This is a genomic window from Streptomyces sp. 184 (assembly GCF_045781775.1).
Taxonomy (GTDB): Bacteria; Actinomycetota; Actinomycetes; order Streptomycetales; family Streptomycetaceae; genus Streptomyces.
Genome location: NZ_CP123230.1, coordinates 4,943,249 through 4,955,645, shown reverse-complemented (window position 1 = coordinate 4,955,645; position 12,397 = coordinate 4,943,249). Strand labels below are relative to the sequence as shown.

At 73.7% G+C, this 12,397-nt stretch carries 13 protein-coding genes; all 13 read left to right on the top strand.

The genetic code is table 11. From position 1 onward, the window contains the following. Positions 1–185 precede the first annotated feature (185 nt). The 13 genes from rpsD (at position 186) to QBL21_RS20725 (ending at position 12,383) form a co-directional block, all read left to right on the top strand. A complete protein-coding gene (gene rpsD, locus QBL21_RS20785; RefSeq protein WP_407563736.1) occupies positions 186–797 on the top strand; it encodes a 30S ribosomal protein S4 in 612 nt (203 codons plus the stop codon). Positions 798–1,075: 278 nt separating this feature from the next. Next, positions 1,076–1,519: a DUF948 domain-containing protein gene (locus QBL21_RS20780; protein ID WP_407563735.1), complete on the top strand. Its 444-nt coding sequence runs from the start codon at positions 1,076–1,078 to the stop codon at positions 1,517–1,519. Between the two features lie 6 nt (positions 1,520–1,525). Next, positions 1,526–1,876, top strand: a complete 351-nt coding sequence (locus tag QBL21_RS20775) for a DUF6167 family protein (protein WP_407563734.1) — start codon at positions 1,526–1,528, stop codon at positions 1,874–1,876. Beyond that, positions 1,876–4,545, top strand: a complete 2,670-nt coding sequence (gene alaS, locus QBL21_RS20770; RefSeq protein WP_407563733.1) for an alanine--tRNA ligase — start codon at positions 1,876–1,878, stop codon at positions 4,543–4,545. The genes QBL21_RS20775 and alaS overlap by 1 nt, the downstream gene beginning before the upstream one ends. Positions 4,546–4,573: 28 nt before the next feature. Beyond that, positions 4,574–5,038 (top strand): Holliday junction resolvase RuvX, encoded by a 465-nt coding sequence (ruvX, locus tag QBL21_RS20765; protein WP_407566493.1) that lies wholly within the window; start codon positions 4,574–4,576, stop codon positions 5,036–5,038. Positions 5,039–5,116: 78 nt separating this feature from the next. Beyond that, entirely contained in the window at positions 5,117–6,787 is a 1,671-nt protein-coding gene (mltG, locus tag QBL21_RS20760; RefSeq protein ID WP_407563732.1) for an endolytic transglycosylase MltG, read from the top strand. Then, the gene (locus QBL21_RS20755) at positions 6,787–7,623 is read left to right on the top strand and encodes a shikimate dehydrogenase (protein WP_407566492.1); all 837 of its coding nucleotides are present in this window, start codon (positions 6,787–6,789) and stop codon (positions 7,621–7,623) included. Before mltG ends, QBL21_RS20755 begins: the two co-directional genes overlap by 1 nt. Before the next feature lie 196 nt (positions 7,624–7,819). Next, positions 7,820–9,004 carry a chorismate synthase gene (aroC, locus tag QBL21_RS20750; RefSeq protein WP_407563731.1) on the top strand — a complete coding sequence of 395 codons (1,185 nt, stop codon included), beginning with the start codon at positions 7,820–7,822 and terminating at the stop codon, positions 9,002–9,004. Next, complete coding sequence (locus QBL21_RS20745) at positions 9,001–9,576, top strand: shikimate kinase (RefSeq protein WP_407563730.1); 576 nt, start codon at positions 9,001–9,003, stop codon at positions 9,574–9,576. The genes aroC and QBL21_RS20745 overlap by 4 nt, the downstream gene beginning before the upstream one ends. Then, positions 9,573–10,712, top strand: a complete 1,140-nt coding sequence (aroB, locus tag QBL21_RS20740) for a 3-dehydroquinate synthase (protein ID WP_407563729.1) — start codon at positions 9,573–9,575, stop codon at positions 10,710–10,712. Before QBL21_RS20745 ends, aroB begins: the two co-directional genes overlap by 4 nt. Next, positions 10,709–11,149 carry a type II 3-dehydroquinate dehydratase gene (aroQ, locus tag QBL21_RS20735; RefSeq protein ID WP_407563728.1) on the top strand — a complete coding sequence of 147 codons (441 nt, stop codon included), beginning with the start codon at positions 10,709–10,711 and terminating at the stop codon, positions 11,147–11,149. The genes aroB and aroQ overlap by 4 nt, the downstream gene beginning before the upstream one ends. Positions 11,150–11,287: 138 nt before the next feature. After that, the gene (locus QBL21_RS20730; protein WP_407563727.1) at positions 11,288–11,503 is read left to right on the top strand and encodes a hypothetical protein; all 216 of its coding nucleotides are present in this window, start codon (positions 11,288–11,290) and stop codon (positions 11,501–11,503) included. A gap of 145 nt (positions 11,504–11,648) precedes the next feature. Next, positions 11,649–12,383, top strand: a complete 735-nt coding sequence (locus tag QBL21_RS20725; protein ID WP_407563726.1) for an AAA family ATPase — start codon at positions 11,649–11,651, stop codon at positions 12,381–12,383. The last annotated feature ends 14 nt before the right edge of the window (positions 12,384–12,397 follow it).

The following is a 12,397-nucleotide window of genomic DNA, read 5'->3' as shown; positions in this document are numbered from 1 at the left end:
CGCGGGCTGTCCGGAGCGGGTGGCCCTCGGCCGGTCCCGCCCCCGTCCCCGGGTGACGCGGATCACGGTGTCCGGCCGCCGGGAATGCCCGGTTTCGCAGGTGCGTTACCCGAGGTTGTCGCGCGGAGGCGCGAAAATCGCTTAAGGTAAGCCTTGCCTAACTTTCTCAAGGAGGACGGAACCGCGTGAACCAGCCGCGCCCCAAGGTCCGCAAGTCGCGGGCCCTCGGCATCCCGCTCACCCCGAAGGCCGCCAAGTACTTCGAGGCCCGCCCGTACCCGCCCGGCATGCACGGCCGGGGTCGCAAGCAGACCAGCGACTACAAGGTGCGGCTGCTGGAGAAGCAGCGCCTGCGCGCGCAGTACGACATCAGCGAGCGCCAGCTCGTCCGGGCGTACGAGCGTGCCAGCAAGGTGCAGGCCAAGACCGGTGAGGCGCTGATCGTCGAGCTGGAGCGCCGCCTGGACGCGCTGGTCCTGCGCGCCGGCCTGGCCCGGACCGTCTACCAGTCGCGGCAGATGGTCGTGCACGGCCACATCGAGGTCAACGGCCGCAAGGTCGACAAGCCGTCCTTCCGGGTCCGCCCCGACGACGTGGTGGCGGTCCGCGAGCGCAGCCGCGAGAAGTACCCCTTCCAGGTCGCGCGCGAGGGCGGCTACGCCACGGACGGCGAGACCCCCCGCTACCTGGAGGTCAACCTGCCGGCGCTCGCCTTCCGCCTGGACCGGGAGCCGAACCGCCCGGAGATCCCCGTCATCTGCGACGAGCAGCTCGTCGTGGAGTACTACGCCCGCTGACGGCAGCCCCGCGCGGCGGTCCGTCCGCCGCGGGGCCGCCGCCCCCGCCCCCGGCCCGCCGCGGCCGGGGGTTTCGTGTGCCGTCCCCCCGGCGGGCGGCGGGGCACGGAACGTACGCGGAAGTATGCGCAACGTACAATCCGGTCGCGCAACTCCCCGGTGCACGGGGGGTAATCCGGTACGGCGCCGTCGGTGCGGCGCGATAGGGTCGGAGCCTGCCCTGGCAGCGCAACACCCGTCGACTCGCCCGGCGAGCAGCCCTGAAGGAGCGGTGCATCGTGTCCGGTGGAGAGGTGGCCGGCATCCTCGTGGCCGTCTTCTGGGCCATCCTGGTCTCGTTCCTGGCCGTGGCCCTCTTCCGGCTCGCGCAGACGCTCCGCGCCGCAAGCGAGTTGGTCACGCGCGTGACCGAGGAGGCCGTCCCGCTGCTCTCGGAGGCCGGCGACACGGTCCGCTCGGCGAACACGCAGCTCGCCCGGGTCGACGCCATCGCCTCCGACGTCCAGGAGGTCACGGCCAACGCCTCGGCCCTGTCCTCCACCGTCTCCACCGCCTTCGGCGGCCCGCTGGTGAAGGTGGCCGCGTTCGGCTACGGCGTACGCCGGGCGCTGGGCCGCGACCGCGGCCCGGCCGGGGACGACGGCGGCGACGTGATCATCGGCGTGCCCGCCCCGGTGCCCGCCGCCCGCCGGGGCTTTTCCGCCAGGCGCAGAAAGGGCTGAGTAACAGTGTTCCGTCGGACCTTCTGGTTCACGACCGGTGCCGCCACCGGCGTCTGGGCCACCCTCAGGGCACAGCGCGCGATGCGCCGTGTGTCCCCGGAGGGCATCGCCGCCACGGCCGCCAACCGCGCCGTCGACTCCGGCCGCCGCGCCCTGCTCTTCGCGCAGGACGTACGCGCCGCAATGGCGGAGCGCGAGGACCAGCTCAACGACGCCCTCGGGCTCAGCCCCCGCAACCGCTCCGCGGAGCTGCCGGGACAGCGCGCCAAGGCGCAGCTCGAACGGAAGGCCGCGCGGCGCCGGCCGAACGGCCGGAACCCGCACCACCGCAATCGCGACCTGAAAGAGGACCACTGATGGAGTCGGCCGAAATCCGCCGCCGCTGGCTGCGCTTCTTCGAGGAGCGTGGGCACACCGTCGTGCCGTCGGCGTCGCTGATCGCCGACGATCCCACGCTGCTCCTCATCAACGCGGGCATGGTTCCTTTCAAGCCGTACTTCCTCGGCGAGGCCACCCCGCCGTACAAGCGCGCCACCAGCGTGCAGAAGTGCATCCGCACCCCGGACATCGACGAGGTCGGCAAGACCACCCGGCACGGCACGTTCTTCCAGATGTGCGGCAACTTCTCCTTCGGGGACTACTTCAAGGAGGGCGCCGCCACCCTCGCCTGGGAGCTGCTCACCTCCTCCCAGGACGCGGGGGGTTACGGCCTGGACCCCGAGCGCCTGTGGATCACCGTCTACGAGGACGACGACGAGGCCGAGCGCATCTGGCGCGACGTGGTCGGCGTACCCCCGGAGCGCATCCAGCGCCTGGGCAAGGAGGAGAACTACTGGGACATGGGCGTGCCCGGTCCCTGCGGCCCCTGCTCCGAGGTCAACTACGACCGCGGCCCCGAGTTCGGCGAGGCGGGCGGCCCCGCCGTCAACGACGAGCGCTACGTGGAGATCTGGAACCTGGTCTTCATGCAGTACGTGCGCGGCCCCGGCAAGGGCAAGGACTACCCGATCCTCGGGGACCTGCCCCAGCAGAACATCGACACCGGCCTGGGCCTGGAGCGGCTGGCGATGATCCTCCAGGGCGTGCACAACATGTACGAGATCGACACCTCGCGCGCCGTCATCGACAAGGCCGAGGAGCTGACCGGCGTGCGCTACGGCGCCGCCGGACCCTCGGACGTCTCGCTGCGGGTCGTCTCCGACCACATGCGCGCCTCCGTCATGCTCATCGGCGACGGCGTCACCCCCGGCAACGAGGGCCGGGGCTACGTGCTGCGCCGCATCATGCGCCGCGCCGTGCGCAACATGAAGCTGCTCGGCGCCGACCGCCCCGTCGTCGGCGAACTGGTCGACGTCGTCATCGCCACCATGGGCGAGCAGTACCCGGAGCTGGTCGGCGACCGCAGGCGGATCGAGTCCGTCGCGCTCGCCGAGGAGGCCCGCTTCCTCAAGACCCTCAAGGCCGGCACCAACGTGCTGGACACCGCCGTCACCGAGGCCAGGGCCGCCGGCTCCGGCGTGCTCCCCGGCGACAAGGCGTTCCTGCTCCACGACACCTGGGGCTTCCCCATCGACCTCACGCTGGAGATGGCCGGCGAGCAGGGCCTGACGGTCGACGAGGACGGCTTCCGCCGGCTGATGAAGGAGCAGCGGGACCGGGCCAAGGCCGACGCCGCCGCCAAGAAGACCGGCCACGCCGACCTGTCCGCGTACCGCGAGGTCGCCGACTCCGCCGGCGTCACCGAGTTCACCGGCTACACCCACACGGCCACCGAGTCCACCGTCGTCGGCCTGCTGGTCGGCGGCGTGGCCTCGCCCGCGGCCACCGAGGGCGACGACGTCGAGGTCGTCCTCGACCGCACCCCCTTCTACGCCGAGGGCGGCGGCCAGCTCGCCGACACCGGCCGGATCCGGCTCGGGTCCGGCGCCGTGGTCGAGGTGCGCGACGTCCAGCAGCCCGTGCCCGGCGTCAGCGTGCACAAGGGCGTCGTGCAGGTCGGCGAGGTCACCGTCGGCGAGCCCGCGCAGGCCAGCATCGACGTGAGCCGGCGGCGCGCCATCGCCCGCGCCCACAGCGCCACCCACCTCACCCACCAGGCGCTGCGCGACGCCCTCGGCCCGACCGCCGCCCAGGCCGGCTCCGAGAACGCCCCGGGCCGGTTCCGCTTCGACTTCGGCGCGCCCGCCGCCGTCCCGAACGGCGTCCTCGGCGATGTCGAGCAGAAGATCAACGAGGTGCTGGCCCGCGAGCTGGACGTGCACGCCGAGGTCATGTCGATGCAGGACGCGAAGAAGCAGGGCGCGCTGGCCGAGTTCGGCGAGAAGTACGGCGACCGGGTCCGCGTCGTCACCATCGGCGACTTCTCCAAGGAGCTGTGCGGCGGCACGCACGTGCACAACACCGCCCAGCTCGGCCTGGTCAAGCTGCTCGGCGAGTCCTCCATCGGCGCCGGGGTGCGCCGGGTGGAGGCGCTGGTCGGCGTGGACGCGTACAACTTCCTCGCCCGCGAGCACACGGTGGTCCACCAGCTCACCGAGCTGCTGAAGGGCCGCCCGGAGGAGCTGCCGGAGCGGATCTCCGGCATGCTCGCCCGGCTGAAGGACGCGGAGAAGGAGATCGAGAAGTTCCGCGCCGAGAAGGTGCTCCAGGCCGCCGCCGGCCTCGCCGAGGGTGCCCGGGACGTGCGCGGCGTCGCGCTCGTCGCGGCCCGGGTCCCCGACGGCACCGCCGCCGAGGACCTGCGCAAGCTCGTGCTGGACGTACGGGGCCGGATCCCCGGCGACCGGCCGGCCGTCGTGGCGCTCTTCTCCGTCGCGGCCGGTCGTCCCGTCACCGTGATCGCCACCAACGAGGCCGCCCGCGAGCGCGGCCTGAAGGCCGGCGACCTGGTGCGTACGGCCGCCAAGACGCTCGGCGGCGGAGGCGGCGGCAAGCCCGACATCGCGCAGGGCGGCGGGCAGCACCCGCAGGCCGTCGGCGAGGCCGTGGCCGCGGTGGAGCGGGGCGTGGCGGAGGCCGCCGCCTGATGTGCCGAGGCTGCCGGAGGACGGTGTGATCCGCCGCGGGCGCAGGCTCGCGGTGGACGTCGGGGACGCCCGGATCGGGGTCGCGTCCTGCGACCCCGACGGGATCCTCGCGACGCCCGTGGAGACCGTGCCGGGCCGGGACCTGCCCGCGGCGTACCGCAGGCTGGCCGCCCTCACCGAGGAGTACGAGCCGCTGGAGGTGCTCGTCGGCCTGCCGCGCTCGCTGCACGGCGGCGAGGGCCCGGCCGCCGCCAAGGTCCGCGGCTTCGCGGAGAAGCTGGCGCGCCGCGTCCACCCCGTGCCCGTGCGGCTCGTCGACGAACGGATGTCCACGGTGACGGCCTCTCAGAACCTGCGCGCGGCCGGGCGGTCGAGCCGCAAGGGCCGATCGGTTGTCGACCAGGTGGCGGCCGTCGTCATCCTCCAGAGTGCGCTGGAAGCCGAACGGGCGTCGGGGGTCGCGCCGGGCGAGAGCGTCGAAGCGGGTATGTGATCGCGATACGGTAACGTTCCGCGCGGACACGGCACCCGTCGTATAAAAGCACCGGCGGTCACGCGGCATAGGGGACTGATGACTGACTACGGCCAAAACCCCGGCTCCCAACCCTGGCAGCCCGACGACAGCCTTTACGGCGGGCAGCAGGACTGGTCGGGCGGGCAGCCCGGCGCCGGGCACGACCACTACGGGGGTCACCAGCCGCAGCAGCACTACCCGCATCAGCAGCAGTCCTCCTGGGACCCGGGCCAGACGCCGCAGTACCCCGGCGGCTGGGACACCACCGGCGGCGGGGTGCCGCTGGCCGACCCCTACGCCGCGCCCCTGCCGCAGCCCGACTACTACGGCACGCCGGACGCCTACCCGCCGCCGGACCCGCACCCGCGCCGCCCGCAGCCCCACCAGCAGCAGCCGGGCCACCAGCAGCCCGGACACCAGCAGCCCGGCCATCCGCAGCCCGGGCAGCAGCAGCCGCCGTACCAGCAGCAGCCCCCGCACGCGTCCCAGGGTGGCCGCCGCCCCGGTGGCCGCGACGACTGGGACCCCGCCTCCCGTCCGCCCGAGCGCGACGACCACCCCTTCTTCGACGGCGGCGGCGACGGTGACGACGACTTCGACGACGGCCCCCGCGAGGGCCGCCGCGGCGGCGGTGGCGGCGGCCGGAGCGCCGGCCGCGGCACGGGCCGGGACCGCCGCGGTGCCAAGCGCCGCAACGGCTGCGCCTGCCTCGTCGTCGCCCTCGTGCTCGCCGCCGGCCTCGGCGGCCTCGGCTACGTCGGCTACAACTTCTGGAGCGACCGGTTCGGCTCCGCCCCCGACTACGCCGGCGAGGGCAGCGGGAACGTGACAGTGGAGATCCCCGAGGGCGCGACCGTCACGCAGATGGGGAACATCCTCAAGGAAAAGGGCGTGGTCAAGAGCGTCCAGGCCTTCATCGACGCCGCCGGCGACGAGATGCTCCACCCCGGCTCGTACACCCTGCACAAGGAGATGTCCGGGGAGGCCGCGGTCGAGATGATGCTGAGCCCGGAGGCCGCCAACGCGCTGGTCATCCCCGAGGGCCGGCGCGCCACCGCCGTCTACACGATGATCGACGAGCACCTCGGCCTCGACGAGGACACCACCGCCAAGATCGCCGAGAAGGGCGACCTCGGCCTGCCCGACTGGGCGGAGGGCAACCCCGAGGGCTTCCTGTGGCCGTCGAGCTACTCCGCGGCCGAGGGCACCGACCCCAAGAAGCTGCTGCGCGAGATGGTCAAGCGCGCCAACGGCAAGTACACGGAGCTGGGTCTGGCCGAGAAGGCGGACAAGGTGGGCCGGACGCCGTACGAGGTCCTCACCATCGCCAGCCTCATCGAGGCGGAGGGGCAGTCGAAGGAGGAGTTCGGCAAGGTCTCGCGGGTCATCTACAACCGCCTGAAGCCGGACAACACCGCCACCAACGGCATGCTCCAGTTCGACTCCACCATCAACTACGCCAAGGGCGAGTCGAACCTGAACATCTCCAACCAGGACACCCAGTTCGACTCCCCGTACAACACCTACGTCCACGCCGGCCTGCCGCCCGGGCCGATCGACAACCCCAGCGAGCGGGCCCTCGAAGCCGCGCTCGCCCCGACCGAGGGCGACTGGCTGTACTTCGTCACGGTCGAGGAGGGCGACACGCGCTTCACCGACAGCAAGGAAGAACACGACCGCAACGTCGAGGAGTTCAACGAGAACCAGCGCAAGAAGGAGGACGAGTGATCGCCCTGCCCCGGCGCGCGGCCGTGCTCGGCTCGCCCATCACCCACTCGCTGTCGCCGGTGCTGCACCGCGCCGCGTACGGCGAACTGGGCCTGACCGGCTGGACGTACGGCCGCTACGACGTGGACGAGCAGCGGCTGTCCGGCTTCCTCGACAGCCTGGAGCCGGGGGAGTGGGCCGGGCTCTCGCTGACCATGCCGCTCAAGCGCGCGGTGATCCCGCTGCTCGACGAGGTCAGCGCCACGGCCCGGTCCGTCGAGGCCGTCAACACCGTCGTCCTGCACGACGACGGCCGCCGCTTCGGCGACAACACCGACATCCCGGGCATCTCCGCGGCGCTTCGCGAGCGCGGCATCGAGAAGGTCGAGCGCGCCGCCGTCCTCGGCGCCGGCGCCACCGCCTCCTCCGCGCTCGCCGCCCTGGCCACCGTCTGCACCGGGGAGGTCACCGCTTACGTGCGCTCCGCCGCCCGCGCGACGGAGATGGAGCAGTGGGGCGAGCGCCTCGGCGTCTCGGTGCGCTGCACGGACTGGTCGCAGGCCGCCGCCGCCTTCGACGCGCCGCTCGTCGTCGCCACCACCCCGGCCGGCGCCACCGACGGCCTCGCCGCCGAGGTCCCGGACCGCCCCGGCGCGCTCTTCGACGTGCTGTACGAGCCGTGGCCGACCCCGCTCGCCGGCGCGTGGGCCGCGCAGGGCGGCACAGTCGTCGGAGGTCTCGACCTGCTGGTGCACCAGGCGGTGCTCCAGGTGGAGCAGATGACGGGCGCCGCCCGGGCGCCGCTGGCGGCCATGCGCGAGGCCGGCGAGGCCGCGCTGCGCGCCCGCACCGTCTGATCCGGCCGATCCGGCTGATCCGGGCGGGTCGCTCCGGGCGGCTGCTCCCGGCGGCCCGCCGGAGTCTGTCACAACGGCGCCGCGAGCGCGCAAGAACCTGCCTGTCCAACCGTCCAGAACGTGGACCTGGACAAGTGCGGGGCCCGGAGCGTGGGAGGATCGGGGGCGAGGACTTCGCACTCGAAAGGGAGCACCGTTGAGCAGGTTGCGCTGGCTCACCGCAGGGGAATCGCACGGCCCGGCACTCGTCGCGACGCTGGAGGGCCTTCCCGCGGGAGTGCCCGTCACCACCGACCTGGTCGCCGACCACCTCGCCCGCCGCCGGCTGGGGTACGGCCGCGGGGCGCGGATGAAGTTCGAGCGCGACGAGGTCACCTTCATCGGCGGCGTACGCCACGGGCTCACCCTCGGCTCCCCGGTCGCGGTCATGATCGGGAACACCGAGTGGCCCAAGTGGGAACAGGTCATGGCCGCCGACCCGGTGGACCCGGACGAGCTTGCGGGCATCGCCCGCAACGCCCCGCTGACCCGCCCCCGCCCCGGCCACGCCGACCTCGCCGGCATGCAGAAGTACGGCTTCGACGAGGCCCGCCCGGTGCTGGAGCGCGCCTCCGCCCGCGAGACCGCGGCCCGGGTCGCGCTGGGCGCCGTGGCCAGGTCGTACCTGAAGGAGACCGCCGGCATCGAGGTCGTCTCGCACGTCGTGGAGCTGGGCGGCGCGAGGGCCCCGTACGGCAGCGTCCCCGTCCCGGGCGACGTGGCGCGGCTCGACGCCGATCCGGTGCGCTGCCTGGACGCGGACGCGAGCAAGGCGATGATCGCCGAGATCGACCAGGCCCACAAGGACGGCGACACCCTCGGCGGCGTCGTCGAGGTCGTCGCGTACGACGTGCCGGTCGGCCTCGGCTCGCACGTGCACTGGGACCGCCGGCTGGACTCCCGGCTGGCCGGGGCGCTCATGGGCATCCAGGCCATCAAGGGCGTCGAGCTGGGCGACGGCTTCGCGCTGGCCCGCGTGCCCGGCTCGCAGGCCCACGACGAGATCGTCGGCACCGACGCCGGCATCCGCCGCTCCTCCGGCCGCTCCGGCGGCACCGAGGGCGGGCTGAGCACGGGCGAGCTGCTGCGGGTACGGGCCGCTATGAAGCCCATCGCGACCGTGCCGCGCGCGCTGGCCACCGTGGACGTCGCCACCGGCGAGGCCACCAAGGCGCACCACCAGCGCTCCGATGTCTGCGCCGTGCCCGCCGCGGGCATCGTGGCGGAGGCGATGGTGGCGCTGGTGCTGGCCGACGCGGTCGCGGAGAAGTTCGGCGGCGACAGCGTCACCGAGACCGCCCGCAACGTCCGCGGCTACCTGGAGAACCTGGCGATCCGATGAGCAGCAGCACCGAGGGCCGAGAGCGCCCCGACACCGCAGCCGGCGCAGCAGCGGGTACGGACGGCCCCGCCGTCGTGCTCGTCGGCCCGCCCGGCGCCGGCAAGTCCACCGTGGGCGCCGTGCTCGCCGCCCGCCTCGGCACCAGCGTCCGCGACACCGACGAGGACGTCGAGAAGGCCGCGGGCAAGCCCATCCCCGACATCTTCTACGACGACGGCGAGCCCGCCTTCCGCGCCCTGGAGCGCGCCGCCGTGCGCGCCGCGCTCGCCGGGCACCCCGGCGTGCTGGCCCTCGGCGGCGGCGCCGTCATGGACGCCGGCACCCGCGAGCTGCTCGCCGCGCACCGCGTCGTCTTCCTCGACGTCGAACTGGCCGACGCCGTCAAGCGCGTCGGGCTCGACGCCCCCCGCCCGCTGCTCGCCGTCAACCCGCGCCAGCAGTGGCGCACCCTGATGGAACAGCGCCGCCCCCACTACACCGAGGTCGCCCGCGCGACCGTCACCACCGCCGGCCGCACGCCGGACGAGGTCGCCGCACTCGTACTCGCCGCATTGGAGAGCCACCCCGCATGACACCGAGCGCCGAAGGGGCCGAGGTCACCCGCATCCGCATCGGCGGCACCGCCGGCACGGAGCCGTACGAGGCCGTCGTCGGCCGGCGGCTCCTCGGCGAGCTGCCCCGGCTGGTCGGCGAGCGCGCCAAGCGCGTCGCCGTCGTCGTGCCGCAGGCGCTGGCCGAGACCGGCGAGGCACTGCGCGAGGACCTGGCCGTCGAGGGGTACGAGGCCGTCGTCATCCAGGTGCCCAACGCCGAGGAGGCCAAGACCGCCGAGGTCGCCGCCTACTGCTGGCGGGCGCTCGGCCAGTCCGGCTTCACGCGCAGCGACGCCGTCGTCGGCGTCGGCGGCGGCGCCACCACGGACCTGGCCGGGTTCGTGGCCGCGTCCTGGCTGCGCGGCGTGCGCTGGGTCGCCGTGCCGACGACCGTGCTGGGCATGGTCGACGCGGCGGTCGGCGGCAAGACCGGCATCAACACCGCGGAGGGCAAGAACCTCGTCGGCGCGTTCCACCCGCCGGCCGGGGTGCTCTGCGACCTGGCCGCGCTGGACTCCCTCGGCGTCCACGACTACGTCTCCGGCCTCGCCGAGGTCATCAAGGCGGGCTTCATCGCCGACCCGGCGATCCTGGAGCTGGTCGAGGCCGACCCCGAGGGCGCCCGCAGCCCCGCCGGGCCGCACACCGCGGAGCTGGTCGAGCGCGCGATCCGGGTCAAGGCCGAGGTGGTCTCGGCGGACCTGAAGGAGTCCGGCCTGCGGGAGATCCTGAACTACGGGCACACCCTCGGCCACGCCATCGAGAAGAACGAGCGCTACCAGTGGCGGCACGGCGCGGCCGTCTCCGTCGGCATGGTCTTCGCCGCCGAGCTGGGCCGGATCGCCGGCCGCCTCGACGACGCCACCGCCGACCGGCACCGCGCGGTGCTGCGCGCCGTCGGGCTGCCCGTGACGTACCGCGGCGACCAGTGGCCCCGGCTGCTCCAGACGATGAAGGTCGACAAGAAGACCCGCGGCGACCTGCTGCGCTTCATCGTCCTCGACGGGCTGGCGAAGCCGGCCGTGCTGGAGGGCCCCGACCCGGCGATGCTGCTCGCCGCGCACGCCGAGATCGCGGCGGGAGACGCCGACAGCGACGGGGAGGGCGCCGTATGACGCGCGTACTGGTGCTCAACGGGCCGAACCTCGGCCGCCTCGGCTCCCGCGAGCCCGACGTCTACGGCGCCACGTCCTACGCCGGGCTCGTCGAGCGGTGCACCGCGCTCGGCAAGGAGCTGGGCTTCGAGGTCGACGTGCGCGAGACCAACGACGAGGCCGAGCTGATCCGCTGGCTGCACGAGGCCGCGGACGGCCGGCTGCCCGTGGTGATCAACCCGGGTGCCTTCACGCACTATTCGTACGGGATGCGGGACGCGGCGGCGCAGCGCACGGCGCCGCTGATCGAGGTGCACATCTCCAACCCGCACGCCCGCGAGGAGTTCCGGCACACCTCGGTGATCGCCGCGGTGGCCTCCGGGACGATCGCGGGCTTCGGCATCGGCTCGTACCTGCTGGCGCTGCGCGCCCTGGCGGACGGCCTGCCCTCGTCCTGACGACGCCCCGCCCCCACACGGGAGTTCCGGATCTTCTCCTCGGTACGTAGGCGTAACCTCCCGCCGCCTTCCGCGGATAGGAAGGAGGGGCCGTCCGGCCCCCGTCAGAAACACCGCCGAAAACGAGGAGAAAAACGGATGCGCGTATGGGCGCGGGTGGCGGTCGCGATGGTCGCGGCGCCGGCGGGCGTGGCGTTGCAGGCCGGGGTCGCGACGGCCGACGAGCACTACAACGGCGGCAACGTCTCGAACGGGTCGAGCTTCTCCCTCCTTCGCACCGGGCAGATCGACGACCCGATGGAGGACGTGCTGGAGCACGTCCTCCTGATCGGCGGAAAGCACACCTGGGACTAGGCCCGCGCGGGGCTCCTGGCAGGATCGTTCCCACCATGGCGGGTCGTACCGGTACCGTGCGGGGCTAAGGCAGCTACGGACCGCCGTACGGCCATGACCAGCCGGGTGTCGGTACGTGACGGGTCACAGAGCGAGGGTGCACGGGATGCAGCACGCAGTGGGGGTTCCGCAGCCGCCCCAGGGCAGACCTGGGCCGGGCGGCCCGCCGCCGGCGGCCGGGCCGCACGACGCGGTGGAGACGACCGGCCATCTGAAGCTCCCGGTCGGCGGTCCCGTGACCCTGCCCAGCCCGCCGCCGGCGCCCATGCCGCACGGCGCACCGCCACCGACGGTGGCGGTGCTCCTCATCGGCCCGGCCGGGGCCGGCAAGACCACGGTGGCGCGGCACTGGGCCGACACCCGCAGGGTGCCGACCGCGCACATCAGCCTCGACGACGTACGCGAGTGGGTGCGCGCCGGCTTCGCCGACCCGCAGGCGGGCTGGACCGACCACTCCGAGGCGCAGTACCGGCTGGCCCGCCGCACCTGCGGCTTCGCCGCCCGCAACTTCCTGGCCAACGGCATCTCCTGCATCCTGGACGACGCCGTCTTCCCCGACCGGCCCGTGGTCGGCCTCGGCGGCTGGAAGCGGCACGTCGGCCCCGGGCTGCTGCCCGTGGTGCTGCTGCCGGGCCTGGAGTCCGTCCTCGCCCGCAACGCCGCGCGCACCGGCAACCGGCGGCTCGCGGACGAGGAAGTCGCCCGTATCCACGGCCGGATGGCCGGCTGGTACGGCTCGGGCCTGCCCATCATCGACAACTCGCACCACGACGTGCCCGCCACGGTCCGGATGCTCGACGACGTCGTCGGGCGCAGCCTGGCCAGCCCGCCGGCCTGGTAGCCCCGCAGGAGGCC

Bases quoted from the DNA above. Each gene is read 5' to 3' on its own strand.
- QBL21_RS20730 (WP_407563727.1), top strand. From the start codon at position 11,288: ATGCGCGTATGGGCGCGGGTGGCGGTCGCGATGGTCGCGGCGCCGGCG.
- QBL21_RS20725 (WP_407563726.1), top strand. From the start codon at position 11,649: ATGCAGCACGCAGTGGGGGTTCCGCAGCCGCCCCAGGGCAGACCTGGG.
- alaS (WP_407563733.1), top strand. From the start codon at position 1,876: ATGGAGTCGGCCGAAATCCGCCGCCGCTGGCTGCGCTTCTTCGAGGAG.
- mltG (WP_407563732.1), top strand. From the start codon at position 5,117: ATGACTGACTACGGCCAAAACCCCGGCTCCCAACCCTGGCAGCCCGAC.
- aroB (WP_407563729.1), top strand. From the start codon at position 9,573: ATGACACCGAGCGCCGAAGGGGCCGAGGTCACCCGCATCCGCATCGGC.
- QBL21_RS20745 (WP_407563730.1), top strand. From the start codon at position 9,001: ATGAGCAGCAGCACCGAGGGCCGAGAGCGCCCCGACACCGCAGCCGGC.
- aroQ (WP_407563728.1), top strand. From the start codon at position 10,709: ATGACGCGCGTACTGGTGCTCAACGGGCCGAACCTCGGCCGCCTCGGC.